This is a genomic window from Neorhizobium sp. PAMB6716 (assembly GCF_058242805.1).
This window is the reverse complement of sequence record NZ_JBZAYW010000002.1, coordinates 646,570-672,166: the sequence shown is the minus strand read 5'-3', so window position 1 is coordinate 672,166 and position 25,597 is coordinate 646,570. Positions and strand designations below refer to the sequence as shown.

The 25,597-nt window shown below is 61.9% G+C and carries 24 protein-coding genes and 1 pseudogene; 8 read left to right on the top strand and 17 right to left on the bottom strand.

All coding sequences use genetic code 11. From position 1 onward, the window contains the following. Together AC4CWH_RS21735 and AC4CWH_RS21730 are read right to left on the bottom strand one after the other, a co-directional pair. Positions 1-1,593 (bottom strand): ABC transporter substrate-binding protein, encoded by a 1,593-nt coding sequence (locus AC4CWH_RS21735; protein WP_491322270.1) that lies wholly within the window; start codon positions 1,591-1,593, stop codon positions 1-3. Next, the gene (locus AC4CWH_RS21730; protein WP_491322269.1) at positions 1,590-2,258 is read right to left on the bottom strand and encodes a MarR family winged helix-turn-helix transcriptional regulator; all 669 of its coding nucleotides are present in this window, start codon (positions 2,256-2,258) and stop codon (positions 1,590-1,592) included. The genes AC4CWH_RS21735 and AC4CWH_RS21730 overlap by 4 nt, the downstream gene beginning before the upstream one ends. 91 nt (positions 2,259-2,349) lie before the next feature. Between AC4CWH_RS21730 and AC4CWH_RS21725 the strand changes: the two genes are divergently transcribed. The 5 genes from AC4CWH_RS21725 (at position 2,350) to AC4CWH_RS21705 (ending at position 7,586) form a co-directional block, all read left to right on the top strand. Continuing rightward, positions 2,350-3,051: a creatininase family protein gene (locus AC4CWH_RS21725; protein ID WP_491286570.1), complete on the top strand. Its 702-nt coding sequence runs from the start codon at positions 2,350-2,352 to the stop codon at positions 3,049-3,051. Between the two features lie 70 nt (positions 3,052-3,121). Beyond that, on the top strand, positions 3,122-4,093 hold the full coding sequence (locus AC4CWH_RS21720) for an ABC transporter permease (protein WP_491322268.1): 972 nt from the start codon (positions 3,122-3,124) through the stop codon (positions 4,091-4,093). A 1-nt stretch (position 4,094) separates the two neighbouring features. Further along, positions 4,095-4,970, top strand: coding sequence for an ABC transporter permease (locus AC4CWH_RS21715; RefSeq protein WP_491286574.1), 876 nt, complete (start codon positions 4,095-4,097; stop codon positions 4,968-4,970). Next, entirely contained in the window at positions 4,967-6,691 is a 1,725-nt protein-coding gene (locus AC4CWH_RS21710; RefSeq protein WP_491322267.1) for a dipeptide ABC transporter ATP-binding protein, read from the top strand. Before AC4CWH_RS21715 ends, AC4CWH_RS21710 begins: the two co-directional genes overlap by 4 nt. Positions 6,692-6,707: 16 nt before the next feature. After that, positions 6,708-7,586: a polysaccharide deacetylase family protein gene (locus tag AC4CWH_RS21705; RefSeq protein ID WP_491322266.1), complete on the top strand. Its 879-nt coding sequence runs from the start codon at positions 6,708-6,710 to the stop codon at positions 7,584-7,586. Between the two features lie 648 nt (positions 7,587-8,234). Here AC4CWH_RS21705 and AC4CWH_RS21700 read toward each other — a convergent pair. From AC4CWH_RS21700 to AC4CWH_RS21685, 4 genes are all read right to left on the bottom strand, one after another. Next, positions 8,235-9,023, bottom strand: a complete 789-nt coding sequence (locus tag AC4CWH_RS21700; protein ID WP_491322265.1) for a transporter substrate-binding domain-containing protein — start codon at positions 9,021-9,023, stop codon at positions 8,235-8,237. Between the two features lie 134 nt (positions 9,024-9,157). Then, on the bottom strand, positions 9,158-9,814 hold the full coding sequence (locus AC4CWH_RS21695; protein WP_491322315.1) for an amino acid ABC transporter permease: 657 nt from the start codon (positions 9,812-9,814) through the stop codon (positions 9,158-9,160). After that, positions 9,814-10,623: an amino acid ABC transporter ATP-binding protein gene (locus tag AC4CWH_RS21690; protein ID WP_491322264.1), complete on the bottom strand. Its 810-nt coding sequence runs from the start codon at positions 10,621-10,623 to the stop codon at positions 9,814-9,816. Before AC4CWH_RS21690 ends, AC4CWH_RS21695 begins: the two co-directional genes overlap by 1 nt. Then, positions 10,620-11,243, bottom strand: coding sequence for a DUF1989 domain-containing protein (locus AC4CWH_RS21685; protein ID WP_491322263.1), 624 nt, complete (start codon positions 11,241-11,243; stop codon positions 10,620-10,622). The genes AC4CWH_RS21690 and AC4CWH_RS21685 overlap by 4 nt, the downstream gene beginning before the upstream one ends. Positions 11,244-11,608: 365 nt before the next feature. Between AC4CWH_RS21685 and AC4CWH_RS21680 the strand changes: the two genes are divergently transcribed. Then, a complete protein-coding gene (locus AC4CWH_RS21680; protein WP_491322262.1) occupies positions 11,609-12,784 on the top strand; it encodes a M24 family metallopeptidase in 1,176 nt (391 codons plus the stop codon). Between the two features lie 86 nt (positions 12,785-12,870). Here the strand turns inward: AC4CWH_RS21680 and AC4CWH_RS21675 are convergent, their stop codons facing one another. The 8 genes from AC4CWH_RS21675 to pxpB are packed head-to-tail and all read right to left on the bottom strand — an operon-like array spanning position 12,871 to position 19,701. After that, on the bottom strand, positions 12,871-13,284 hold the full coding sequence (locus AC4CWH_RS21675) for a VOC family protein (RefSeq protein ID WP_491286585.1): 414 nt from the start codon (positions 13,282-13,284) through the stop codon (positions 12,871-12,873). Positions 13,285-13,319: 35 nt separating this feature from the next. Continuing rightward, entirely contained in the window at positions 13,320-14,504 is a 1,185-nt protein-coding gene (locus AC4CWH_RS21670; RefSeq protein WP_491322261.1) for a M24 family metallopeptidase, read from the bottom strand. 10 nt (positions 14,505-14,514) lie between these two features. Then, complete coding sequence (locus AC4CWH_RS21665; RefSeq protein WP_491287815.1) at positions 14,515-15,156, bottom strand: GntR family transcriptional regulator; 642 nt, start codon at positions 15,154-15,156, stop codon at positions 14,515-14,517. Further along, complete coding sequence (locus AC4CWH_RS21660; protein ID WP_491322260.1) at positions 15,156-16,409, bottom strand: hydantoinase/carbamoylase family amidase; 1,254 nt, start codon at positions 16,407-16,409, stop codon at positions 15,156-15,158. The genes AC4CWH_RS21665 and AC4CWH_RS21660 overlap by 1 nt, the downstream gene beginning before the upstream one ends. Further along, positions 16,406-17,353, bottom strand: coding sequence for an NAD(P)-dependent oxidoreductase (locus AC4CWH_RS21655; protein WP_491322259.1), 948 nt, complete (start codon positions 17,351-17,353; stop codon positions 16,406-16,408). Before AC4CWH_RS21655 ends, AC4CWH_RS21660 begins: the two co-directional genes overlap by 4 nt. Then, the gene (locus AC4CWH_RS21650) at positions 17,350-17,994 is read right to left on the bottom strand and encodes a GntR family transcriptional regulator (RefSeq protein WP_491286591.1); all 645 of its coding nucleotides are present in this window, start codon (positions 17,992-17,994) and stop codon (positions 17,350-17,352) included. Before AC4CWH_RS21650 ends, AC4CWH_RS21655 begins: the two co-directional genes overlap by 4 nt. After that, a complete protein-coding gene (locus AC4CWH_RS21645) occupies positions 17,987-18,961 on the bottom strand; it encodes a 5-oxoprolinase subunit C family protein (protein ID WP_491322258.1) in 975 nt (324 codons plus the stop codon). Before AC4CWH_RS21645 ends, AC4CWH_RS21650 begins: the two co-directional genes overlap by 8 nt. Beyond that, complete coding sequence (pxpB, locus tag AC4CWH_RS21640; protein WP_491286595.1) at positions 18,958-19,701, bottom strand: 5-oxoprolinase subunit PxpB; 744 nt, start codon at positions 19,699-19,701, stop codon at positions 18,958-18,960. The genes AC4CWH_RS21645 and pxpB overlap by 4 nt, the downstream gene beginning before the upstream one ends. 240 nt (positions 19,702-19,941) lie before the next feature. Here pxpB and AC4CWH_RS21635 point away from each other — a divergent pair, with 240 nt between their 5' ends. After that, positions 19,942-20,715, top strand: coding sequence for a LamB/YcsF family protein (locus AC4CWH_RS21635; protein ID WP_491286597.1), 774 nt, complete (start codon positions 19,942-19,944; stop codon positions 20,713-20,715). Positions 20,716-20,729: 14 nt separating this feature from the next. Then, positions 20,730-21,584: a D-amino-acid transaminase gene (locus AC4CWH_RS21630; protein ID WP_491322257.1), complete on the top strand. Its 855-nt coding sequence runs from the start codon at positions 20,730-20,732 to the stop codon at positions 21,582-21,584. A 65-nt stretch (positions 21,585-21,649) separates the two neighbouring features. On the opposite strand, the pseudogene AC4CWH_RS21625 reads toward AC4CWH_RS21630, so the two are convergent. From AC4CWH_RS21625 to AC4CWH_RS21615, 3 genes and pseudogenes are all read right to left on the bottom strand, one after another. Continuing rightward, positions 21,650-22,065 (bottom strand): annotated as a pseudogene (locus AC4CWH_RS21625) (transposase); the annotation flags it as partial. 35 nt (positions 22,066-22,100) lie between these two features. Then, on the bottom strand, positions 22,101-23,636 hold the full coding sequence (ltrA, locus tag AC4CWH_RS21620; protein ID WP_491322256.1) for a group II intron reverse transcriptase/maturase: 1,536 nt from the start codon (positions 23,634-23,636) through the stop codon (positions 22,101-22,103). 531 nt (positions 23,637-24,167) lie between these two features. Next, entirely contained in the window at positions 24,168-25,595 is a 1,428-nt protein-coding gene (locus tag AC4CWH_RS21615) for an arabinose isomerase (protein ID WP_491322255.1), read from the bottom strand. Positions 25,596-25,597: the final 2 nt, after the last annotated feature.

Genomic DNA, 25,597 nt, shown 5'->3' with positions numbered 1-25,597 from the left:
TTACTTGGCCGGGCGGATGTTCATCGCCAGCGTATCCTCGTCCGAACGGGGAACGATGCTGATGTTCTTCTTCATCCCCCAGGCGGTAATCGTCGATGCGATCGCAAGGTATGGGCGATCACTCGCGACGAGCGCATTGGCATCCATCAGGAACTTTTCCCGCTTTGCCGTATCCATCTCGACAGCCGCGTCTTCGATCAGCTTGTCCATCGTCGGGTTGACGTAGCCACGCAGATTGAAGGCGCCGAGCTTCTTGGCCGGATCGTTGGAATGCGTCAGCGACGACAGCGTGTAGTTCGCCTCGCCCGTCAGCGTTCCCCAGCCGGACATGGTCATGGAATAGTCGCCGCGGGTATTGGCCGGGAAGAACACCGCGCCCGGCTGGGCATTGGCTTCGACCTGGATGCCGACGGCCGTCAGCATCTGGGCGATCGTCGTTCCGACGTCCTTGTCGCCTGGCAGGCGGTCATTTGTGAAGGAGAACGTAACCTTGAAGCCATTCGGATAACCTGCTTCGGCGAGCAGCGCCTTGGCCTTGGCGGGATCGGACTTGGTCGGTTTCACATCCGGGTTCCAGCCAAAGATATTCGGCGTCACCAGCTGCGACTGAACAGTGCCCATGCCTTCCATGGCGATTTCGGTGAGTGTCTCGCGGTCGATCGCCAGATCGAAGGCTTCGCGCACCTTGGCATCCTGGAAGGGGTTCTTGGGAAGCGGCGACCCGTCCTTGGCGCTGACCTGCGGAGGCTTGTCGCGGAAGTCGAAGGCCATGTTGAACAGGTAGACGCTGTCCTGGCGGATGACGGAAAGCTTGCTGTCCTTTTCGAGCGTCGGAACGTCCGAGGACGGAATGCGGGCAATCAGATCGACCTGGCCGGCCTTCAGCTGCGCGACACGGGCCGCGTCATTGGGGATTTCCTTGCGGATCACCTTGTCCCAGGGCTCCTTTTCGCCCCAGTAACCGTCGAACTTCTCGACGACGAGCTGTTCCTTCGGCGTCCAGGAGACGAACTTGTAGGGGCCGGTGCCGATCGCTGCCTTGCCCGAATTGAAGCCTTCCGCCGCCTTGTCGGCGCTGGCGGAAAAGTCCTTGGCTGCCGTGTGCGAGACAACGAACAGGCGGATGAAGTCGTTGGGCAGGGTCGGTGCAGGGCCGTCAGTCTTGATGCGGATCGTATAGGGATCGACGATCTCGATACCCCGCACGCGCCGCACATAGATGGTTGTCGGGTTAGGACCCGTCACGGCCGGGATGCGCTCGATGGAAAACTTGACGTCCTCGGCAGTAAAGTCCGAACCGTCGTGGAATTTGACGCCCTGGCGCAGTTTGAATTCCCAGGTCGTGGCGTCGACGGCAGTCCAGCTGGTGGCAAGACCCGGCTCCAGCTCGAGATTGTTGCCGGATTTCACCAGCGAGTCGAAGATGTGCTTCATAGCCTCGGCATGGGTGCCGGCGGCCGTGAAATGCGGGTCGACCGAGAGCGGGCCAGCCCGCACCCCGATCGTCAGATCGGCGGCAAGTGCCGCGGAAGATACGCCGCCAAGCAGGGCAGAAGCCAGCGCGACGGTATGCAGAAGCTTGGAAATTCTCATTCTTCGTTCTCCTCTATATTTATCGTTGGTGGCGAGACAGGTGAATTCACGACGACCTTTGCCAGAAGCTCGGACAGCATCAGCATTTCGGCCGGGGTCAGGGCGGAGACCATGGCTCTCTCACGTTCGACCATTGGCTGCATGGCCGCATCGACGATGCGCTTGCCCTCATCTGTGATGTAGAGGACGAAGCTGCGCAGATCCGCCGGATCGACCTCGCGGCGGATGATGTCCTTGTCGATCAGCTTCTGGATGGCCCGGCTGATCGTGTTCTTCGGAAAGCCAGAGGAAATGCAGATCGCGCTTGCGGTCAGCCCATCCGCGAGGCCAAGCGAATAGAGCACGACGAATTCCGGCCGCGGCAGACCGAATTCCTTCTCCGTCCAGCGGTAGATCGGCACATTGAACTGCAGTGCGAGGAAGTTGATGCGGAAGGAAAGCCAGCATGGATTTTCCCAAAGCTTCACGCCCACCAGTGCATCGACGGGCTCGGATCCCGACAAGGTCTTTCCACCCTGACGAAGGAGCGTTTCGAGGGACGCTTGTTCCAGCTGCACCGTCATGTTCGCGTCAGTCTCCACTTGTTTTTTTGTACCGTATGGAACTTGACCGGCTGATATTTGCCTGTCAATCTCTTTTTTTAGTTCCGTATGGAACTGCATCATTCCTATGATGCAGCGCGTTCGGAAGCCTATTTTTTATGCATATGCGTCGGCTCTGATTGAGCTGACCGCCACCGCAAGACAGGAGTTCTTGATGAAGATTGCCGACATGAACTGGATGCAGGTGGAGGAGCGCGCCGCCACGGACGACCGTTGCATTCTCCCGATCGGCAGCGTCGAGCAGCACGCCTATCTCAGCCTTGCGACAGACATGATCCTTGCCGAGAAAGTGTCCCTCGATGCGGCCGAGCCATCAGGCGTTCCGGTTTTCCCGGTTCTGCCGTACGGACTTGCCTCCTCCTTCGCGACCTATCCCGGCACGCTGACCTTGTCGCTTTCCAGCTATATCGGCATCATCCGAGACCTGATGGACAGCATCCACCGATCCGGTTTCCGCCGCATCCTGATCGTCAACGGGCATGGCGGCAATGCGCCGGCGACCGTGGTGATCTCGGAATGGCTGAATGCCCATCCCGACAGTTCGGTGAAGTTCCACGACTGGTGGCGCGCGCCCAAGACGCTGGCCAAGGTGCAGGCGGTGGATCCTGCTGCCTCGCATGCGTCCTGGATGGAAAACTTCCCGTGGACGCGCACGACCGACCAGCGTCAACCAACCGGCTCAAAGCCGCAGGCGGATTATGCCCGGCTGGCGCGAATCGATGCGGCGCGCAAGCGCGAGATGCTCGGTGACGGCAACTACCACGGCCTCTACCAGCGGCCGGATGAGGACATGCTGGCGATCTGGGAGGTCGCAGTCGCCGAAACGCGGGAGCTTCTTGAGGTCGACTGGTTCTAGCTGCGCCTCGCTTCACACACGCCATTCAAACCCGCGCCAAGACGGGACGATCTTATAAGGACGGGGATATATGTTCGGCTTCATCTTGCAGCGCCTGTGGCAGGCCGTCATCGTGGTCTTTGCCATGTCGGCGCTGGTCTTTACCGGCGTCTATGCGGTGGGAAATCCCATCGACGTGCTGATCTCGCCTGATGCGACACAGGATATCAGGGCTGCTGTCATCGCCCAATACGGGCTGGACCAGCCTTTGTGGCGCCAGTACTTCTCCTTTGTCGGACGCGTGTTCGAGGGGGACTTTGGCCGCTCGCTTGTCTACAACATGCCGGTCAGCGAACTCATCCTCTCGCGCCTCCCGGCAACGCTGGAACTGACGCTGGCTGCTGTTCTGTTTGCCAGCCTCGTCGGCATACCCATTGGCATGTATGCCGGCTACAAGCCGCAAAGTTTCCTATCACGCGCCATCATGGCGATCTCCATCCTCGGCTTTTCGGTGCCCACCTTCTGGTTCGGCCTGATGCTGATCATGGTGTTCGCCGTGCAGTTCGGGGTCATGCCGGCTGGCGGACGCGGCGAGACGGTCAGCCTCTTCGGCGTCGACTTCAGCTTCCTGACCGCTAACGGCCTGCAGCATCTCGTCCTGCCGGCGCTCAACCTCGCGCTCTTCAAGTTCTCGCTGATGATCCGGCTTGCCCGTGCCGGTACGCGCGAGCTGATGCTCAGCGATACCGTAAAATTCGCACGTGCCGCCGGCCTGTCGGAGTTTACGGTCCTCAGCCGCCACGTGTTGCGCTTGATCTCGATCCCGCTCGTCACCGTCTTCGGGCTGGAACTGGGCTCGACACTCGCCTTTGCCGTGGTCACGGAAACGATCTTTTCCTGGCCGGGCCTCGGCAAGCTGATCATCGACAGCATCACCTCGCTCGATCGTCCTGTCATGGTGGCCTACCTCATGCTCGTCGCGCTCCTGTTCATCGTCATCAACCTCGTGGTCGATCTCACCTATGCGCTGCTCGATCCGCGCCTGAGAAAGGGACGTGCCTGACATGCGCGACACTCTGTTTGGCCGCTTCCTCGAAGAATTCACCCGCAACAAGGTTGCCACCGCAGCCGCGATCATCGTCTTCCTGATCGTCCTGATCGCACTCATTGCACCGCTCGTCACGCCGCAGGATCCTTACGATCTTGCCAACCTCGTGCTGCGCGATGCCCGCCGCCCGCCGGGCTATGTCGGCACGGGCGGCTACACCCATTGGCTCGGCACGGATTCGCAAGGGCGCGATCTCCTTTCGGCGATCATCTACGGCCTGCGCATCTCGCTGCAGATGGGCGTGATCGCCGGCACCATCGCCTTCGTCATCGGCGCCATGGTCGGCTGCTCGGCCGCCTATATCGGCGGGCGCTACGAGAACCTGGTCATGCGCATCGTCGACCTGCAACTGTCCTTCCCGGCCATCCTGCTCGCCTTCGTCATCGCCGCCATGCTCGGTCAGGGCCGCTACCAGCTCATCATGGCGCTGATCTTTGCTCAATACGCCTACTTCGCCCGCACCGCGCATGGGGCCGCATCCGCAGAACGGCAGAAGGACTATGTCGAGGCGGCCCTGTCCATTCCGCTGTCGCCGCTGCGGGTCGTGATCCGCCACATCCTGCCAAACTCGCTGCCGCCGCTGATCGTGGTCGCCACCGTACAGGTCGCAAGTGCGATCTCGCTGGAAGCCACACTGTCTTTCCTCGGCGTCGGATTACCGCCGACGGAACCATCGCTCGGCATGCTGATCGCCAACGGCTTCCAGTACCTGCTGTCAGGCCGCTACTGGATCTCCATCTATCCCGGCGTGGCGCTCATCCTGTTCATCGTGTCGCTGAACCTCGTCGGTGACCAGATCCGCGACCAGCTCAACCCGAGGCTCCGCCGATGACCGAGACGCTGCCACAAAAGACCACACCCTTGCTCGAGGTCACCAATCTCGTCACATGGTTCCCGACCGCCCGCGGCGAGATCAAGGCCGTCGACGGCGTGTCCTTTTCCGTGGCGCCCGGCGAAGTTTTGGGGATCGTGGGCGAATCCGGGTCGGGCAAGTCGATCACCGGCTTCTCCATCATCGGGCTGATCGACGAACCCGGACGTATCGTCGAAGGCTCGATCAAGCTGGAAGGGCGTGAACTGATCGGCCTTCCGGCGCATGACCTGCGCGCCATCCGCGGCAAGACCATCTCGATGGTTTTCCAGGATCCGATGATGACGCTGAACCCGGTGCTCAGCATCGGCACCCAGATCAAGCTGGCGCTCGACGCGCATGAGGCGATCAGTGCTGCCGATGCGCGCGAGCGGGCGATCAAGGCGCTGACGCAGGTGCGCATTGCCGATCCCGAACGCAAGGTGGATTTCTTTCCGCACCAGTTCTCCGGCGGCATGCGCCAGCGCGTGGCGATTGCCATCGCCCTACTCCACCGTCCGAAACTGATCATCTGCGATGAGCCGACGACAGCGCTCGACGTATCGATCCAGGCGGAAATCCTGACCGAGATGAAGGAGCTGGTGTGCGAACTTGGCACGGCGCTGATCTGGATCAGTCACGACCTTGCGATCGTCTCCTCGATCGCCGACCGCGTCGCCGTGATGAAGACCGGCAAGATCGTCGAGATCGGCCCGGCACTGGCGGTTCTGACGAAGCCGCAGCACGACTATACCCGTGCGCTGCTCGACGCCCTGCCGTCGCGCGCAAAGCCCGGCCAGTTGCTGCTGCGCGGAAGCGGCATTGCCGATGCCGCCCCGCCGCCGCGCAAGGCGGCGACTGCCAACCTGCCGCCGCTCGGCAGTCCCTATCTCGCCATCAACCAGGTGATGAAGCGGTTCGAGAAGCCGGCCGGCTTCATGCGCAACCTGGCGATCAAATCGGGTCTTGCCCAACCGTTAAGCTCGGTTCAGGCGGTGGACGGCGTCAGCCTGGTGCTGAAGCGCGGCGAGGTGCTCGGCCTTGTCGGCGAGTCCGGCTCCGGCAAGTCGACGCTCGGGCGCATGGCGGCCGGCATTACCGTTCCGACCTCCGGCACCATCCGTCTCAACGGGCAGCCGGTGATGAGCGCCGGGCGCAGCCCCTCCAAGATCACAACGCGGGTGCAGACGATCTTCCAGGATCCGTTCGCGTCGCTGAACGGCCGCATGCGCATCGGCGACATCGTTGCGGAAGGCCCGATTGCCCACAGGCTGGTGACACGGTCCGATGCATCGAGCTATGTCGGGGACTGGCTGGCGGCCGTCGGGCTTGATCCGGGCTTTGCCAACCGCTTCCCGCATCAGTTTTCCGGCGGCCAGCGGCAGCGCATCGCCATTGCCCGCGCGCTCGCCATGCAGCCGGATGTCGTCGTCTGCGACGAGCCGGTGGCATCCCTCGACGTATCGATCCAGGCGCAGATCATCAACCTTCTGATCCGGTTGCGGTCGGAACTGGACCTGTCGCTGATCTTCATCAGCCACGATCTGTCGGTCGTGCGCCATCTCTGTGATCGGGTCGCCATCATGTATCGCGGCCGCATCGTCGAGGAGGGCGAAGCCGGCACGATCTATGCCGATCCGCAGCACGACTACACCAAACGCCTGCTGGCGGCGGTACCGGTACTGCCGCAGGCCGCCGAATAACGAGAGGACGAGACCGATGGAACCCTGGGAATGGGACGAGGCGACCTGGCGCGGCAAGATCGACAAGGTGCGCGCCGGCCGGTCGCTAAAGCCGAACGAATGGAAGGATGGCGCCCGCTGTGCCGTGGCACTCTCCTTCGACAGCGACCACGAGACGAACGAGTTGCGCGACGGCGGCGAATCCATCGGCCGCCTGTCGCAGGGGCAATACGGCAACAGGGTGGGCGTGCCGCGCATACTCGAGACGCTGCGGGCGGCGGGCGTTCCCGCCACCTTCTTCGTGCCCGCCGTCGCTGCCCTCCTCTACCCGGATGAACAGCGGCAGGTGATCGCCGAAGGTCACGAAATCGGCCTGCATGGCTGGATTCATGAAGTGAATACCAAGGTGCCCGCGGACAAGGAGCGTGAGCTGCATTTGCGCGCCGCCGACACGCTGGAGAAGATCACCGGCGTACGCGCCGTCGGTATGCGTACCCCCTCCTGGGATTTTTCACCTGTGACGCTGCAGATCCAGCGCGAACTCGGATTGCTCTACGACAGCTCACTGATGGCCGACGACGACCCTTACGAGCTTTTAGAGAATGGCGAGCCGACAGGCATGGTTGAATTGCCGGTCGAATGGATCCGCGACGACGCGGTCTATTTCAACATGAACAGGTTCACCGCCCACAGGCCCTATACCCCGCCACCGGCGGTGCTCGACATCTTCAAGCGCGAATTCGACCGCGCCTACAAGGAGGGCGGCCTCTTTCTGCTTACCATGCATCCGCATGTAACCGGCTACCGCTCGCGCATCTTCATCCTCGAAGAGCTGATCCGCCATATCCAGGATCATGACGATGTCTGGTTCGGTACGCACGCAGACATCGCTCGTTTTGTGAAAAACGGTGATTAGCGTTGGCTGATCCATGCAGGCGGACGATTGGGCACGTCCTCAGGCCCTGGAAGGACCACTTCTCGTCTGCGTATGCCGCCCTACCTCGGCCAGCACCCGTCCATTCCCTCAACGCAAAAACTGCCCCCAAGATGGGAGATTTTTTGTTTTGATTTGGTTGCGGGGGCCTGATGGCGTGGAGGCGTGTAAAATCGGCTACCCTTGAATGTCTGTGCCCCACAATCCCGTTGGTGTGTCGGAAGACGAGCACAGGCCAGTAGTCCTTGCGGACTTCACCGCTCGAGACTGTTCGGGTGACACCGACGACTTGATAAGGGTCGGTCATCCAACTCCACATGGGAAAAGGCCAGACGTTTGCGACGCGCTCCGGCAGACGCCCGACCCCAGAGCAGGCGTATTGGTCAAGCTACGGATGTCATCGAATTTCTGCAGTACTTGAACAAGCACAAGCCAGAACAATACAGTTCCACCTGAGGTCACACTCAGAATGCGGGGAAGCCTTGCGATGTCAGAATGGTCCCGTCGGCGAAACACAGGACCGGGCAAGGTCGTGCGGTCTCATGTCCGTGCCAGGTATTGCGCCGGCAGCGATCGTGATGATCGTTGCCGGCGCGGATGACGTCTCGAACATTCCGGGATGCCCGGGGTTTACTTGATGGTCTTGATAGGGTCCTTCGGAGCCGGATTGAAGCCGACCAGGTCGCTTGTCAATTTGGCATAGGTGCCATCGGCGTTCATGTCTGCAAGCGCCTTGTTGACGGCATCGACAAGGTTCGGCTTGCCCATCTTGAAGGCAAATCCCTTCTGGACGTGGCTGACGTAATCATCGGTCATCTTGAGGGGCATCTTGGCCGATGTGATGGCATAGGCGGCCGCGATCGAATCGGTAATCACCGCATCGATATTGCCGTTGACCAGGTCCTGCATAGCGTCGGACTCGGCCTTGTAGCCCTTGACCGTTGCGCCCTTTTCCTCAGCGATCTTGGTCCAGCTGGAAGCAACGAGCGCGCCGACGGCCTTGCCCTTTATGTCGGCAGCGCTCGTGATCTTGCTGTCCTTGGCGGTGACGACGCGACCACCGGATTCGAGCCAGCCGTTGGAGAAGGTGACCTGCTTCTGGCGTGCCTCGGTGATGTCCATGGCGGCGCTGATCACATCATACTGGTCCGCCTGAAGGCCGACGAGCAGGGAATCCCACTTGATCAGGACAGGCGTGTATTCGAGGTTCAGCCGCTTGGCGACTTCCTTCATCACACGGATTTCAAGGCCGTCGAGCTTGCCGTCGGGCGCACGCATGCTGAAGGGAGCGTAGGTGCCTTCGGTGGCGACCATGAGCTTGCCGGGCTGCAGCAGTTCAAGGTCGGCCGCATGGGCGATCGAGGTGATGGCAAGACCCGCGAAGGCGGCAGCGGCAAGGATGAAAGACTTCATTTTCATGTTTCAGTTCCCTTTTTTATAATGGATTTGGTCGTTCGGCATTTGGGTAATCGGTAGGTTTCAACCCGGCGGGGAGGATCGACGGGAAGCGCAGAGTTTCAAGTGAATCCGGCGTCAGCACGCTCATGGCCGCATCATCCAAGGTTGGCGTAGCGGCGTTCCAGCCACGACGCGACGAAGGTGAGGATGGTCGTCAGGAAGAGATAGATGAAGGCGACCGCGATGTAGAATTCGAACGGCCGGAAGGTCGAAGCGATCAGTGTCTGTGCATAGAGGGTCAGTTCCACGACCGTGATGGTCGACAAAAGCGAGGTGTTTTTCAGCGTCGAGATCGCTTCGTTGGTGATCGAGGGCAGGATGATGCGGAAGACCTGCGGAAGGATGATGGTGCGCATCGTCTCGGCAGGGCTGAAGCCGAGAGCAAGCGCCGATTCCGTCTGCCCGCGCTGGATCGCGGTCAAGCCGCCGCGCACGATCTCGGCGACATAGGCGCCGCTGTTGATGCCGAGCGCGATCACCCCCGCCGTAAAGGGGGACGGCCGGATGCCGATCTGCGGCAGGCCGAAATAGATGAGGAAGACCTGGATCAGCGTCGGCGTGCCGCGGATGAACCAGATGTAGAAACCGGCGGCCATGCGCACGCCCTTCCAGTCGGAGCGCTGTGCGAGCGCTGCCACCAGACCGCAGACCCAGCTGACGGCAATGGTGAGGATGGTAATGCAGAACACGGTCCAGGAGGCTTCCAGAAATCCCGGGCCGTAGATCTTGATCTCGTCGAAGACGTTGACCATCACGCCTGCACTCCTTCGCCGCTGGTATTGGACAGGGTATGACCCACCCTGTCGTGCAGGATGCGGTGCAGGAACTGCTGCAACCTTTCACTTTCGGGGCGCCGCAGAATCTCCGGAGACCCCTCCTCGGCGATCACGCCCTTGTCGAAGAACAGCACGCGCGACGACACATCCCGCGCGAAGGCGACCTCATGGGTCACCAGAAGCATCGTCATGCCGTCGGCGGCAAGCGAGGCCATCAGCACCAGCACTTCATGCACCAGTTCGGGGTCGAGCGCGGAGGTGACCTCGTCGAACAGCATCAGTCGCGGCTTCATCGCCAGCGCCCGAGCAATTGCCACGCGCTGTTGCTGCCCGCCGGAAAGCCGCGCGGGGTAGCTGTGGCGCTTTTCATAGAGCCCGATCCGCGACAGAAGCGCTTCCGCCTCCTCCTGGGCCTGCGCCCGCGGCAGTTTCAGCAGCCGGATTGGCGCATGCGTGACGTTTTCGAGCACGGTCATATGGGGCCAGAGATTATAGCTCTGGAACACCATGCCGACGCGGGCACGCAGTGACTGCAGTTGTGCCGGCGTCGGGAAGAGACGCGATTCCGGGCGAAAATCGAATGACAGTCCCTCGAATTCCATGAACCCCGACTGCGGCATTTCCAGCGCGTTGATCGAGCGCAGAAAGGTGCTCTTGCCGGAGCCGCTGGCGCCGATGATCGAGACAACCTCGCCTGCCGCCACCTCGAGCGAGACGCCCTTAAGCACCTCGTTGTCACCGAAGCTCTTGCGGATCTCCCTCAGTTTCAGAAGCGGATCGCTCATGCGGCCTCCTGCGGGGAAAAGGTGTCCGTGATGGAGACGGTAACGTCCTTCGGCGTGCGGGCTGCACCGTTGATGGGCGTGATGTCCTGCGGACAGACCGACAGCACAAGCACAAGATCCATGTCTGCCCGCAGGACCACGCAGTCGCCTGCGGATGTTTCCGGCGGCAAGCGATCCACGGTTCCGTCCGGCCCGACCGGAACGTTCATGAAGAGGTTAAGCGAGGCCGGCGTGAAGGGGTGGTCGATATCCACCTGCGCGAGCGCTTCGTGGAAATTGTCGGTGCAGTTGCGGTGATACTCGCTGCAACCCAGCTGCTGATAGAGTTCTGCGCTGCAGGGGCAGAGCAGGGTATCGTGGCGAACCGCGGCACTGGCCACCATGGTCAGCATCGAGCGCCGACGCGAACTCTGAACGCTCATGCCCTTTGTGAAAAAGATGTTGCTGTTGACCGAACGGCTATGATCCATCGACGAGACCTCAAGGGCATCGCTTTCGGCGACCGCCCAGGTATCAACGACCTGATGCCCGTAGGTATTGGTGATGCGGACGAACTGCCCGGCCCGCATCCGAAACGCACGTCCCTGGCTCGCGGGTACAACCTGTGTTTCCAAATCCATTCCAACTCGTCTTCACGGCATGATCTGCCCCTGTGCGAAGCACATCGGCGGGCGATGAGACCCGATCTCTTATGGGTCCATCAGACCTTATTCAGTATACCATTGGAGTTCAAGTAGCAATTTCAACAATTTAGAGCACATAAAGCAATCACATTGATTACAAACTAGGCTTGGGTCGCATGCTTTTTCGGCATCCGCTGCCGATCTCAGCGGATCGCAGACAGTCTCACCGAAACAGCGTGGACCGCCGATTGACCGACGGATACTGTCGGTGTACCGAAATCAAGGGCCGGTTTATGGTCTTTTCCTGTAACAGCGCGTAGACGTTATGACGCTTACGTAAGCGGCGGCATCTGGAGCGAATGATGGTTCGTTATTTTCCGATCGACGAGTATGAGCACCGTTGGGATCTCCTGCATCGTGAGATGAAGGCGCGCGGCTATGAGACTGCCGTGGTGTTTTCACGCGCTGGCGGCACCACCGACAACTGTGGCGACGTTCTCTACCTCTCCAACCACTATGCGATCAGCAGCGGCATGGACTCGTCCATCTGGACCGCACGCTCGTTTGCAGGCGTCATCCTGCAGGAGGGTCACGCGCCGCAACTGCACATCGACGAGCCGGAGGTACGGCGCGATCTCGTGTCGATCGATGACGTTCACTGTAGCAACCATCCGTTCGAAAGCGTCTCCAAGGCCCTCGTGGCCCGCGGTATCAAGGGACGCGTTGCCCTGGTTGGCACCAATTTTATTCCGGTGAAATACTATCGCCAGTTGGAGGCGACCGCCCCCGAGATCGAATGGATCCCTCAAGACGATCTCGTTCGCTCCGTGCGGCGCATCAAGAGCCCGCGGGAACTCGACTGTTATCGCACAGCAGGCGAAACGGCGACCGCAGGCATGACCGTACTGATGGAGAGCCTCGTCAGCGGCATGTCGGAGCGCGAGGCGGCTGGCGAAGCTGCCCGCGAAACGGTCCGGCGCGGGGGGCGTATCCAGATGATCGGCACCAATCACGGTGCAACGCTCGGGTTTGACCAGCGCTTTCCCCTGACCGGATATAGCGCCGATACCCCTGCCGTTGGCGACATCGTCACAGGAACGCTGCATGGGCCGCTCTATCAGGGCTATTATCTTGATCCTGGCCGCACCGCAGTCCGAGGCTCGGCGAACGCGGATCAGCTCCGCCTGATCGAAGCCGCCGCCGGCATCGTCCACCGCCTGTCCGACATGCTGCGGCCGGGCGTCGCCTTGCTGGATGTGGCAGCCGAAGGCGACCGCATGACCGCAGCCTTCGGCGGCTCCATCTCCGCGATCATGAAGAATTTCCCATTCTACGGCCACGGCATCGGCCTCGGCTTCGAACTGCCGCGCATCTCGACGTCGATGTCGACGCCGCAGGACATCGTCGAGCAGAACATGGTGTTCGGCGTCGAGGCGTTCCTGTCGCTCGACGGCGTCGGGGCAGCCTTCTACGAAGATATCCTCATCATCGGCGAACAGGGCAACGAGCTGCTCACCCGTTCGCCAAGCCTGTTCTGACACCGGCCAGACGGCCAAGAAAACCGATCATTAGAGAAGCCGGGCAGCGCATCCATCTGACCGGCTTCTTCGTAAATACGTCCTGCTCAGCGGGCAAACAGACCGTCGAAATCCTTGAAACCCTTGACCTCGATCGGGTTGCCGCTCGGATCGAAGAAGAACATCGTGCGCTGCTCGCCCGGCTCGCCTTCGAAGCGCACCACAGGCGGAATGTCGAAGGCCACGCCCTTTTCCTTCAGGCGTTCGGCCAGTGCCAGCCAGTCGGCCAGTTCCAGCGCCACGCCGAGATGCGGCATCATAACCATATGGTCGCCCACTTTGCCGGTGCGCGTCACCTCGAACGGCTTGCCCAGATGAAGCGAGATCTGGTGATTGAAGAAGTCGAAGTCCACCCAGGTTTCAGTGGAACGGCCCTCCTGGCAACCGAGAACGTCGCCGTAGAAACGGCGTGCCTCGTCGAGGTCGGTGACATGATAGGCGAGATGGAAGAGAGAACGCATGCGCAAGGCTCCGTTGGTGAAGGGAAGGTGGAAAATCAGCGAAGGGTGAGGCCGCGCGGCAGGCTCGACAGTGGTTCGGCACCCTGCTCGGTGACGATCACGGTTTCGGAGGCGCCGACAGTCCAGTGACCATAGCTGCGCAGCGTGGCCGGCAGGTGAAATACCATGCCCGCTTCGATCGGGCGGGAAACATCGGAGAACAGGGAAAGGATAGCCCCCTCGCCCCAGTCCGGCGCAAAGGCGACCCCCATGGAATAGCCGATCCGCTTGCGGAAGGCTGCGGTATAGCCAGCCTCGTCGATGACGGCCTGCGCTGCATTGTGCGGGACGGAACAGGGCACGCCCGGCCGGATTGATGCGAGCGCAGCATCCAGCGCGTGAAGCGAGCAATCCATCATCCGTTGCGCTTCGACGGGCGGCGCTCCGAGCCAGACCGTGCGCATCAGCGCGGCGTGATAGCGGGCGTGGCTGCCGGCAAGCTCGAGAAAGACGGGATCGCCCTCGCGCAGGGTTCGGCGGCGCCATGTCATGTGCGGCAGGCCACTGCGCGGCCCGGATGAAACCAGCGGCTCCATGGCCATAGCCTCTGAACCGGCCTGCGTTGCCGCCGACAGCATCGCCGCGGCAATCGCATTCTCATCCGTGCCAGAGGCGCAGGCGTCGATCCCGGCAAGGATGCCGGCTTGCGCATAGCGCGCCGCCGCCCGAATGGCCTTGAGTTCTGCGGCGGATTTCAGCATGCGCAATGGCGGCAGTATATGCGAGCCGTCAAACAGTTCGCCGACATCCAGCCGCTCTGAAATTTCGGCTGCCACGCGCGGCGACAGAAACCAGCCACCAAGCTCCATCGCCGGCTTGCGGATGTTCCTCGCTTTGAGAACCGCTAGCAAGGTATCGACGGGATTTTCACCGTCCTGGTAGGCGACGACATCGTCGAGCCAGGTATTGGCCACCGCACCGAACAGCTCCAGCTGCCGGACGATGAGGGTCGGCTCTCCCTGCGCAGGAAGCAGGAGCGCCTGGAAGGCAAAGTAACCTGCCGTCTGGCGACCGGTCAGCCAGTAGATCGTTTCGGGACCAGAGACGATGATCGCCTCCTGTCCGCTTGCCTGCAAGGCGGCCTGTGCCCGTTTCTGGCGATCGAGGAATTCGGCCTCCGGGAAGGCTGCCTCGCAACCACGCAAGCGCTGGAGATCCTCGGGGAATGCGGCAAATGTCATGAACTGGTTCTCAATCGCGGGCGAGCCAGCCGAGGAAACGTCCCCTGACGCTGTCGAAATGCAGTTCCATTGCCGCCTGAGCGGCAGCTGTATCCCCAGCCTCGATGGCGTCGACTACGGCGATATGCTCGCGGGCCTGTTGGTCGAAGCGGTCATGGGTACGGGTAATCGTGCAGCGGCGGGCGACACTGCGCATTTCCGTCAGCATGGCGGCAAGCAAGGGCAGTTCTGCAGCCTTGGCAACGGCCAGGTGAAACGCGTCGTCGTCCAGCCAGAAGTTGTCGAAGGCGGTATCGCCGCCTTCCGCATAGGCGCGCATACGGGTGCGGGAGCGGGCAAGCTCCGGCGTAAGCGCCGATATCGCTGCCGCCTTGGCCGCCGCCGCTCCCTCTAGCAGCCTGCGGATCTGTACGATCTCCAGCAGTTGCTCGACGGTGACCGGGCGAACCATCAGTGCGCCGTTCGGAAGCCGCGAGATCACGTTTTCCTTCTCAAGGCGGGAGATCGCGGCGCGCAGCGGTGTTCGCGAAATGCCGAACTCGACGGCCAGCGTACGCTCCGTCAGCATCTCGTCTTGCGAGAAGCGCCCCTCGAGAATGCGCTGTTTGAGATCCCGGTAGAACTGCTGGGCCAGGGTTTCCTTGTCGCTCATCATCTTGACGTGCTCCCCATGGCGACGAGGGCTCTCTGCAATGCTTTGACCGCCACGACCAGATCCGCGGGGTCCATCGCCTCTTCAGGATTGTGGCTGCCGTTCCAGTTCCGCAAAAACACCATCACGCTGTCCCACCCCGCCTGCGCAAAGGCCGCCGCATCATGGCCGCCGCCAGACAGCATGCGGCGGGGTTTGTGGCCGAGCGCGCGGGCTGCCTCAAGGATCTGGTCTGCGAGCGCCGCCGAAAGCTTCGTCGGCTGGCTGCGTGACTGTTCCCCCAGCGCGAAGCGCACACCACGGGCCGTCTCGATGGCGGAGGCTTCGGCGTGAAACATCGCGTCCATCCGGTCGAGCACGTTCACATCGTCACTGCGCAGATCGACACAGAAATCCACCCGTCCCGGCACTTTCGCAAAGGCATGTTCCGGCGTTGCGGCATCGACGCGGCCAAAAGTGATGGCAAGGTCGTCACCCGCCCGCAGTGCCTCGTCCCAACGACGATCCATGGCGACGATCAGGTCGGCAAGCGCAAAGACGGCGTCCGATCGCTCCGACCGCGCCGGGCCGCCGGAATGGGCCCAGGTGCCCTCGATCCGGGCCTGCCGGTAGCGCAGACCGCCGCGAACGCCGCTGACGATCCCGTAGGGTTCATGGGCTGCGTGAAGCACCGTGCCCTGCTCGATATGAAGCTCGATGAAGCGTCCCGGTGGAAGCGGCAGATCCGTCAGGATGTCGTCCGGCCGGCCACCCTCCGACAGGATATGATCATACAGCGTGCGGCCGGTATCGCTGCGCACCGCCTGCAGTTCCTGCGCCGTCAGGCGACCAAGCGCTGCGCGCGAACCCGCATAGGACACCGGGAACCAGACACTTTCCTCCGCACGTGTGACGGTGACGACGAGATCGACCGGCGGCGGCTCGCCGCTTTCGACAAAGGCTGCGGCAAGCGCCATTGCGCCGGCAACGCCCGCCTGGCCGTCATAGGCGCCGCCCATGGCAACGGTGTCGAGATGCGATCCCACGTAGATGGCTGGAGCACTCCGGTCCCGGCCCGGCAACCGAGCGAAGAGATTGAGCGCGGCATCGCGGGTCACGGTCAGGCCAAGCGCGGTCGCCTCGTCCTCGATGACACGATGCGCCTGGCTTTCCAGCGGGCTGTAGGACGGGCGCGTGAAGCCCGGACCACCCGCGGAAATCGCGTTGATGCGGTCCAGCAGCCGCTCGACGGTATCCTTGACGATTTGGCTCATAGGCTGGCCTCCGGATGAAATTCGATTGTGGTCGACGGGCGGCCTCCCTCGAGCGCCGTGATGACGTGCCGGGCAGCCCCCACGGCGACCCGCTGCAGCGCCTCCTCGGTTGTGCCCCCCAGATGCGGCGTGAAGATCACTCGGTTGCAGGTCGCGAGCGCCCCCGTCGGCGCCGTTGGCGAATAGACGTCCAGGCCGGCAGCGGCGATGGTGCCGTCTGCCAGCGCCTGCGCAAGGGCTGCCTCGTCCACCAGCCCTGCCCTGGCCGTATTGACCAGGATGGCGCCTCTCTTCATTGACGCAAAGGCTGCGGCATCGAACATGCCACGGGTCTCGTCCCGCAGTGGCGTATGAAGCGAAACGAGATCGGCGATCGCCAGCCCCTCGGCCAGCGAAGACATGCGCTCGAACGAACCTGTATCCCGGTTGCGCGGTGAGTAGACGATCACACGCATGCCGAGGGCGCTGTGAAGCATCTGCCCGAGCCCGGCGCCGGTCGCACCCCAGCCTACTATAAGCGCCGTCTTACCGGACAGCTCCTGGAATGCGTGGTCCTCGCGAAAACCACGTTTGCCATTTCTGACCGCCTGATCGGCGGCGGTAATAAGCCGTGCAGCGGCAAGTGCAAGTCCGAGCGCAAGCTCCGACACCGAGCGCGCATTGGCGCCGGGCGTATTGCAGACCAGCACGCCCTTGTGCGCTGCGGCCGCCTTGTCGACGGGGTCGTGACCAGCGCCATGGACGACGATCGCCCTGAGGACGTCGGAAGCCTCAATGGCCTCTCCCGACAGGCCGGCGTCACGGGTGATGACGGCATGGCAGCCGGCGATCCACCGGGAGACAGTCTTCATATCCGGTGTCGGGCAAAATACCGGCTCGATCCCGGCCGCTTTAAGGAGAGCCAGTCCGTCCGCATGGATCGGCTGCACGATCAGGCATCTCATCGCTTTAGTCCCTGGTTCGAAAGGCTGAGACGACCAAGGATCGCGTCGCGGGCATGGGCAATATGTTCGTCCATCAACGTCGCAGCACGCTCGCCATCGCGGCTGCGCAGCGCATGGATAATGTCGAGATGCTCCTCGCAACTCTTGCCGAAACGTTCTGGAACCTGACTGTGGTCGAACATGCAGGTTCGGCGGCGCAGATCGCCGATGGTGCGGACCATCATCTGGCTGCCCGCTGCACGCGCCAGCGCGAAATGAAAGTCGTCGTCCACCTGCCGCTGCGCCTCCTCTTCGCCGGGACCTTCCCGTTGCAGGTCGAGCACGCGACGCTCCAGACCGTCGAGGATACGCTGATCGATGGCCACCGAATTGCGGGCGCACTGACGCTCCAGAACGCGACGAAGGAAGAAGATCTCCTCGACTTCGGCGGCCGACAGGGTACGAACCTTGAGAAAGCGTCCTTCTTGGACGGCAAGCCCCTCTGCCTCGATGCGCTTGATCGCTTCGCGCACGGGCGTCCGTGACATGGCGAGTTGGTCGCCAAGCTTACCCTCCTGCAGCAGATCGCCCGGCTTCAATGTGCCGGCCAGGATCATCTCGATGATGCTGCCATAAGCCTGCTTGGCGAGCGGTTTATTCATGGCCCGGATCTCCTTGAAGACAGCCCATATCCGATTTCTTCTCAAGTCCGACCAGGGAGGCAGCCAGCGCCCGAGATTGGGAGATATACAGCGTTTCCGCCTCGTCCTGCGATATCACCTTGAAGCGCACCGGCGCACCGGTCATGGCCTGCGCAAGCCGCGGCAGATCGATCGAGGCCACGGTGGCAATCTTCGGATATCCGCCGGTTGTCTGCCGCTCGGCCATCAGCACGATCGGGCGCCCGGATGCCGGCACCTGGATGGACCCGCTGACCGTTCCGTCGGACACGATATCGTGCCCCCCAACGGCGCGCACCATCGGCCCCTCGAGCATTTGCGCCATGCGGTCGCGCTGGCCGGAAACGACAAAACCTGTTCCAAGGAATTGCCGCCAGGCGGACGGATCGAAATGGTCTGCCTGCGGCCCCTTGACGACACGCACCGGACCGAGCGGACGGCGAAAAGCCTGCGTCAGCGCAAGCGTCGGTGCCGGACGCGTGATCCCAAGCGGCAGACGATCGCCGGCCGCAAGCCGGCGCCCATCCAGCCCGCCGATGCCGGTTCGCAAATGCGTCGAGCGCGCACCCAGAACCGGAAGCGTCTCGATACCGCCGGACAGCGCCACATAGCCCCATACGGCATCGCGCATGGCGCCGATCTTGAGCACCTGGCCCGGCAGAAGCGTAAAACTTTCCCAGCTATGCCGGCGCTCGTCATCGACGGTGATCTCGACGGTGCCGCCCGTGACCGCAAACCGCACGGGCTCGGCCACCTCGAAATGCCCGCCCACATGCGCGAACTCGAGAACCGCCTGCCCGTCGCCATTATCGACAAGGCGGTTGGCCATCCGCATCGCGGGACCATCCATGGGTCCCGAGCCCGACACACCGAGATGCTGTAGCCCGACACGCCCTAGATCCTGAACCGTCAGCATCGGACCCGCCTGTCTGATGAGGATGCTGCTCATGGGCTTTCCCATTCTGCGGCAAGTGTGCCCCGCGACGAGGCTGCATCCAGAGAAACGGCCTCATCCGCCTCGATAGGGCGAAAGCGGACCCGGTCGCCGGCACGCAGCAGAAAGGGATCCGCGCGCGCCGGATCGAAAAGCTTGAGGGGCGTACGGCCGATAAAGCGCCACCCGCTCGGGCCGGGCACGGAATTGATGCTGGCCTGCTTGCCACCGATGCCGATGGCACTGGCCTCGATCCGCTGGCGGGGAACCGCAAGGCGTGGCGTGTGCAGACGGTCGGGCAATCCGCCGAGATAGGCAAAGCCCGGGGCAAACCCGATCATATAGACCCGGTATTCCGCCGCCGCATGCAGGGCAATCAGGGCATCGGCACCCATGTGCTTCATATCGGCAAGTTCATTGAGGTCCATGCCCACCGCGCCGCCGTAAAGCACCGGCACGACAATCCGCCTCTGCGCAACGTTTGCCGAGGAAATTCCCGCCAGACGTGCCTGCAGCAATGGTGCCAGCAGGTTGCCACGCACCACCGCCGGATCGTAGACGACAAGCAGCGACCGATAGGTCGGCACCGTTTCGACAACCCCGTCGATCGCCTCTGCCGCAAGACTGTCGGCGAGCGCGACGACACGCCGATTGGTCTCTTCGTCGATCTCATCGGAAAGTTCGATGACGAGAGCGCTGTCACCGCAGGCAGCGATAAAAGGGAAGCGCCGTGGCGCACAATCGTGCCCCGTCATGTCATCGTTCCCATTCCCAACGGCGTCCCTTACCAATGCCAGCGCCCAAAACGTTCTGCGCGCCCGGATAAGACCTGCCGACAAACGAACCGTCATCGGCTAGCCTGCGTCTGAACGTCATCCCGTCCAGCAACGTCGCAACCCGCTTGTCATTTCAGTACACCATCTGTATGTCAAGATACTCGTTGGGATTTTGCCGCCACGGCACAGCTTTAAAGACACATTTGAGGATAGTGCACCATGCCGACCATCGACCTCAACTGCGACATGGGCGAGAGTTTCGGCGCCTACAAGATCGGCGACGACGCGGCGATGATGGATACCATCACGACAGCCAATATCGCCTGCGGTTTCCACGCGGGCGACCCGAGCGTCATGCGCGACACGATCCTGGCGGCCAAAGCAAAGGGCGTGTCCATCGGTGCGCATCCCTCATTCATGGATCTCTACGGTTTCGGCCGCCGGCGCATCTCCGGCGAGCGTCCGGAAGATATTGAGGCCCAGCTGATCTACCAGATTGCCGCCATCCAGGGCATGGCGAATTCGCTTGGCTGGCCGATCACGCATGTGAAGACGCATGGATCGCTAGGCAATATGGCCGCCGAGGATGCCGATCTTGCCGAGGTCTGCGTACGCGCCATCCAGGCTGTCGACCCGCAGCTCGTCTTCATCACCCTCCCCTATTCGCAAACCATGGAGGCCGCGCAGGCAGCAGGTCTTGCCGTCGCCTGCGAGGTCTATGCCGATCGCCGCTATGACGAAAAGGGCATGCTCGCCTCCCGCCAGTTGGAGGGCTCTGTCATTCACGACCTGCAGCAGAGCGTCGATCAGGTCCTGTCGATGATCTGCGACAAGCGCATCCCGACGATCGGCGGCGGTTTTCTGCCCGTCGAGGCGGCAACTGTCTGCATCCACGGCGACACGCCCGGCGCCGCCGCGACGGCCGCGGCACTGCGCGGCAAACTCACCGGAATGGGCGTTGAGATCGCACCCTTCACAAGACCGAAAACTTGAACGAGAGAAACGACTTGACCCGTATTGTCTATCTGAATGGCGACTGGTTGCCGGAAGCCGAAGCCAAGGTGTCGATCTTCGATCGCGGCTTTCTGTTCGCCGACGCGATCTATGAAGTCACTGCCGTGGTCGGCGGCAAACTGCTGGAATATGCAGGCCACGCAGCGCGCCTGCAGCGCTCCACGGCGGAGCTCGGGATCACCTGCCCGCTGACACCGGATGCGCTTTTGGACGTCCACCGCGACATCATCCGCCGCAACCAGCTGGACTCAGGCCTGATCTACTTGCAGATCTCCCGCGGACCCGCCGACCGCGATTTCGCCTACCCCGAGAACCCAACGCCGACGCTGACACTGTTCACGCAGGCAAAGTCGGTGCTCGATAACCCGAAAGTCGCGACCGGCATTTCCGTGGCCTTTGTACCGGATGAGCGCTGGGGGCGCCGCGACATCAAGACCGTGCAGCTGCTTTATCCCTCGATGGCGAAGATGGAAGCCATGTCCAAAGGCGCCGACGACGCTTGGCTGGTGGAGGACGGCTTCGTCACCGAGGCCAGTTCCGCCACCGCCCACATCATCACGGCGGATGGCAAGCTGGTGACGCGTGGCTTGTCCAACGCCATCCTCCACGGAATCACGCGCGCCAGCGTGCTCGATATCGCCGAAAGAGCAGGCATCGCCTGCGAGGAACGGGCCTTCACGCCAGAGGAAGCCCTGAACGCGGCCGAGGCCTTTATCACCTCGGCCACCAATTTCGTACTGCCCGTGACCATGATCGACGGCCAACCTGTCGGAAACGGCAAGCCGGGAGCCCTGACCCTGCGACTTCGGGAACTCTACATCGCACACAAGCTGGAGAATGCCATCTGAGGGCACACTGTCGCTGATATAATCGGCCGGGCTCGCCTATCCGAATGTAGGATAGGCGAGTCCGGCCGCGATGCAGCCACCACACTGCCACGGCTGAAGCCGAGAAGCCTGGCCTGGCGCGACACGGAGAGTTTGTGCTCGCGATTGATCATTTCTTTTCGCGCAGCAATCCCGCCTTGCCGACCGCACCGGATAAAAAATCGTTCTCCAATGTCAACTCGCCAATCTTGGCATGAAGCGTTTTGACATCGATGGCCGGACCCGTCGGTTCCGCCTTCGCTTCATCGCCGAAAACGCCTGTCGCCCCCTCAAGGAGCTGGTCTTTCCATTACTTGATTTGGTTCGCGCGCACGTCGAACCGCTGGGACAATTCCACCAGCGTCTGCTCGCCGCGGATCGCAGCGAGCGCCACCTTTGCCTTGAAAGGCGGGCGATGGTTCCGGCGCGGTCGTCTTGTCATGGTATCTCCTGTTCCCGGCATCTAAGCCGAAGTCAGGGTCGCGGTAGGGACGCGCATTACTGCGCGCCCCCCGCACAGATCCGTACGTGCGGCTTTCCCGCATACGGCTCCCACCTCGGGTGTCTGACGGCGAAGCGCTGCTCGGGCCAAGGATGGATAATCCGAACCTTGGGGAGATAGTCGTCGGCGATTTTCTCGATCCGCTGCCAGGTCGTTCGGTCCCGATCGCCGCGCCTAATGAGAGCTCGGCGCCAGTGTGATATGACTTGGCGGCGGAACGCCACGTTAGCCTCGTAGTTGGTCGGCACAGCGTGATAGTTTATAAATCCTCGGACAACCTGCCCCAGCCATTTCCCCAGTTCGGGGGTCGACTGGTGCCTTCGCTGTCGCAGCGTGGCCTTCACCTCCTTGAGCTTTGCCCGCATGCGGTCGGTCCGAGTTTTCCTCTTGACGAGGAACTTACCCTGGCGAGATCTGCCGCAGATAAAAGTGAAGCCAAGAAAGTTGAAAGTCTCCGGTTTTCCGAGCCCGCGCTTCTCGCGATTTGCCGCCGCGTGGCGGCCAAACTCGATAGTGCGGGTCTTTTCCGGGTGCATCGATAGCGAGAACTCCTCAAGCCTGGTTCGCATCGCATCGAGGAAGCGCCTTGCGTCAGTTTCGTGCTCGAAGCCAACGACCAGATCATCGGCATAGCGCACAACGATCATGTCGCCTGATGCTTCACGACGACGCCAGCGCTCGGCCCACAGGTCGATGACGTAGTGCAAATAGACGTTGGCAAGTAGCGGCGAGATCACCGAGCCCTGTCCCGTCCCCATTTCACTGACCGTCACCACCCCATCTTCCAGGACGCCCGCCTTCAGCCATTTCTGGATCAGGCGGATGATGCGCTTGTCGCCGATCCGATGTTCCAGGAACCGGATGAGCCATTCCTGGCTTACCGAGTCAAAGAATGACCGGATGTCGGCGTCAAGAATCCAGCTCACCTTCCGTTTGCCAATCCCAACTACAAGGGCGTCCAGCGCATCATGCTGGCTACGTCCAGGTCGGAACCCATACGAGAACCCGAGGAAGTCTTCCTCATAGACCGCATTCAACACCTCCAGCACCGCCCTTTGGACAATTTTGTCTTCCAGAGCCGCCACCGCGAGAGGCCGTTGTCGCCCATCCGCCTTTGGTATGTACTGCCGGCGGGATGGAAGCGGGTGATACGGTCCCCCTAGGTGAACCCGATCATGCAGATCGGCGAGGTTGCTTTCGAGATCGGCTTCGTAGTTTTGCCATGTCACTCCGTCTACTCCCGGAGCAGCTTTCCGTTTGAGGGCGTAGAAGGCTTCCCGCATCTGGGCGATGCTGACATGGTGCAAAAGAGCGGTGAACTTTGTCGCCTTGTTGTGCCTTGCCACTTGCCGTATGCGGTCCAGCCCATGTGCCACACTGTACCGTCCCTGCGTCCGGAGTGTGCCGTGCTGTTCCGCATTCCCCTTGGCCCCCGCCCTTCGTTCCACCGGCTCCGCCGCCGGTGACCCGGCCTTGTTCGTCGGCTTCTTCACTACTATGGCGGGGTCCGACTTCTCGCGTCCGTGCATCATCGGCTCCGGCTCCTCACCTTCCCAATGCGGGCCGAGGCGGTTTCCCACCTTCGGTCACACGCGAGATATCCCAGGTTCCAACGCAATCCTTTCGTGCGTGATAGGATCTCCGACCGCGGCAGAGCGTCAGGGCCTCGCATAACGGCCCCGCACATTTCGCCTTCGACGTTTCTGACCGTCTCGGCCTCTGCGACATTGTGGATATCGCGGCTCAATAACCCACCCCCCACGATTGCTGTGTACGCTTCGCGGCCGCCGTCGCCGGCGGCTCACGCAACACTCGCTACCAGGCAGACGCTACTCCTTACCTGGGCCGGACTTTCACCGGCTGGATCACGCCAGCTTCTCCTGGCGCACCAGAAATTCCACTTATCCCCGCGGTGCAGATTTCCCGAGCCAGCTCTGTTTCGACATTGAGATACACGGCGGTGTCCGTTCCTAGCCTTTGTAAATGGCCAACTTTCGCAGGCCATTGCGCATTGGCGTCTAAAAGATTGCAGACGCTTCTCTCATATTTACACCCGTTTTAGGTCAGCAGACTTTCACGACCTCAAGGTCGAGCAGTTTCGCCAGCTTCTCGATGCGTCCGGCGATATGTCCGACGCCAACGGCGCAATGGTGGGCAGGTCCTTGCGCATTCCACGCCTCGACGAACCGCCGGGCGCCGAGCGGAAACCGATACCGGCTGTTGGTATTGCCGATCTCCAGGATCGGCCCTGCGACGGAGGCCCCTTCCGCGCAGAGCAGCTTGATCTTGCCGGCGCTCTCGACAACCGACAGCAGCGTCACCGGTCCATGCCTGACCGACATCTCGACGCTGACGCCGGAACCGACCTTGCCGTGGAAAACCTGCAATGGCCGGATCTTGGTGCGCCCCTCGGCAATTTTGGTATGACCCGGCCCGTCATGCCCCATCAGCACGACGTCGGCCGCAAAATCCATGGCATAATACTCGGTGAACGAGCCGCCGACACCGAAGCTGTCCATGATCTTCATCGCTTGGGCGTTCTTGATCTCGTACTCACCGGCAACCGGCACGCCATTGGCCGTCAGCATGGAGCAACCGACGATAACCGAGGTGATGATATCCTCGTATTCGTGGCCGGGCTGGGACTCGTAATAATAGGCCAGCGACCCGAGCGACTTCTTGGTCACCAGCTTACGCAGCGCCACGGCGGTTTTTGCCGCCCGCGCCAGTTCCTTCGGGTCGCAATCCGGCTGCACATCGAATTCCGCTTCGATCGTCGCCAGACAGGCGGAGATATCCGCCTCGCTGACATCCTCCCGCAGCCGCGCCAGTTCATCAATTTCCAGCACTTCAATATGGGTGCCGAAGGCAGCGGCCTGCGCGGTCAGATCGGAATAGATATCGAGCATGCCGTTGTAGTAGCGGCCCATGACGCCGAGCCGGTTATGCGCCATCACATGCGCGACGCGCGCGGCCTCGATCCAGTCGTTGATTTCCTCCTCGACGATCGGATCATCGGTGAGAACACCGGTCACCTGATGAAAGCTGATGCCTGCCCGATGGAAGACATTGGCGATTTCGGGGACGGGGCAGGCAGAGCAATGCGCCAGCCAGTCGCCGGTCATCGCGGTTCGATCACCGAGTGCGTTGAAGGTGGCATAGTCGATGGCCACGGTCGGCTGCAGGTTGAGGATGATCACCGGGACCTTTGCCCGGCGTACCACCGGCAGAACGGTCGAAGACAGGGCATAGGTGGTGATGTAGAGAAAAATGATATCGACGTCCGCCTGGCGAAACTGATGCCCAGCCTCGAGCGCCTTTTCGGGTGTATCGATCAGCCCGAGGTTAACGACCTCGACGCCGGGGCGCGCAAGCTTTTCCTCGACAGTATCGACATAGCCGCGCAGCCGTGTTTCCAGTCCTTTGAACTGCGGCCAGTAGGCCTCCAGACCGATGCCGAAAAGGCCGGCCTTCAAGGGGCGTTCAGTCATTT

Excerpts from the sequence above, each read along its gene's own strand:
- AC4CWH_RS21700 (WP_491322265.1), bottom strand. The coding sequence starts at position 9,023 with ATGAAAATGAAGTCTTTCATCCTTGCCGCTGCCGCCTTCGCGGGTCTT.
- AC4CWH_RS21735 (WP_491322270.1), bottom strand. The coding sequence starts at position 1,593 with ATGAGAATTTCCAAGCTTCTGCATACCGTCGCGCTGGCTTCTGCCCTG.
- AC4CWH_RS21635 (WP_491286597.1), top strand. The coding sequence starts at position 19,942 with ATGCCGACCATCGACCTCAACTGCGACATGGGCGAGAGTTTCGGCGCC.
- AC4CWH_RS21710 (WP_491322267.1), top strand. The coding sequence starts at position 4,967 with ATGACCGAGACGCTGCCACAAAAGACCACACCCTTGCTCGAGGTCACC.
- AC4CWH_RS21705 (WP_491322266.1), top strand. The coding sequence starts at position 6,708 with ATGGAACCCTGGGAATGGGACGAGGCGACCTGGCGCGGCAAGATCGAC.
- AC4CWH_RS21730 (WP_491322269.1), bottom strand. The coding sequence starts at position 2,258 with ATGATGCAGTTCCATACGGAACTAAAAAAAGAGATTGACAGGCAAATA.
- AC4CWH_RS21655 (WP_491322259.1), bottom strand. The coding sequence starts at position 17,353 with ATGAGATGCCTGATCGTGCAGCCGATCCATGCGGACGGACTGGCTCTC.
- AC4CWH_RS21670 (WP_491322261.1), bottom strand. The coding sequence starts at position 14,504 with ATGACATTTGCCGCATTCCCCGAGGATCTCCAGCGCTTGCGTGGTTGC.
- AC4CWH_RS21660 (WP_491322260.1), bottom strand. The coding sequence starts at position 16,409 with ATGAGCCAAATCGTCAAGGATACCGTCGAGCGGCTGCTGGACCGCATC.
- AC4CWH_RS21695 (WP_491322315.1), bottom strand. The coding sequence starts at position 9,814 with ATGGTCAACGTCTTCGACGAGATCAAGATCTACGGCCCGGGATTTCTG.
- ltrA (WP_491322256.1), bottom strand. The coding sequence starts at position 23,636 with ATGATGCACGGACGCGAGAAGTCGGACCCCGCCATAGTAGTGAAGAAG.
- AC4CWH_RS21715 (WP_491286574.1), top strand. The coding sequence starts at position 4,095 with ATGCGCGACACTCTGTTTGGCCGCTTCCTCGAAGAATTCACCCGCAAC.
- pxpB (WP_491286595.1), bottom strand. The coding sequence starts at position 19,701 with ATGACGGGGCACGATTGTGCGCCACGGCGCTTCCCTTTTATCGCTGCC.
- AC4CWH_RS21645 (WP_491322258.1), bottom strand. The coding sequence starts at position 18,961 with ATGAGCAGCATCCTCATCAGACAGGCGGGTCCGATGCTGACGGTTCAG.
- AC4CWH_RS21650 (WP_491286591.1), bottom strand. The coding sequence starts at position 17,994 with ATGAATAAACCGCTCGCCAAGCAGGCTTATGGCAGCATCATCGAGATG.
- AC4CWH_RS21685 (WP_491322263.1), bottom strand. The coding sequence starts at position 11,243 with ATGGATTTGGAAACACAGGTTGTACCCGCGAGCCAGGGACGTGCGTTT.
- AC4CWH_RS21680 (WP_491322262.1), top strand. The coding sequence starts at position 11,609 with ATGGTTCGTTATTTTCCGATCGACGAGTATGAGCACCGTTGGGATCTC.
- AC4CWH_RS21615 (WP_491322255.1), bottom strand. The coding sequence starts at position 25,595 with ATGACTGAACGCCCCTTGAAGGCCGGCCTTTTCGGCATCGGTCTGGAG.
- AC4CWH_RS21690 (WP_491322264.1), bottom strand. The coding sequence starts at position 10,623 with ATGAGCGATCCGCTTCTGAAACTGAGGGAGATCCGCAAGAGCTTCGGT.
- AC4CWH_RS21675 (WP_491286585.1), bottom strand. The coding sequence starts at position 13,284 with ATGCGTTCTCTCTTCCATCTCGCCTATCATGTCACCGACCTCGACGAG.
- AC4CWH_RS21725 (WP_491286570.1), top strand. The coding sequence starts at position 2,350 with ATGAAGATTGCCGACATGAACTGGATGCAGGTGGAGGAGCGCGCCGCC.
- AC4CWH_RS21665 (WP_491287815.1), bottom strand. The coding sequence starts at position 15,156 with ATGAGCGACAAGGAAACCCTGGCCCAGCAGTTCTACCGGGATCTCAAA.
- AC4CWH_RS21720 (WP_491322268.1), top strand. The coding sequence starts at position 3,122 with ATGTTCGGCTTCATCTTGCAGCGCCTGTGGCAGGCCGTCATCGTGGTC.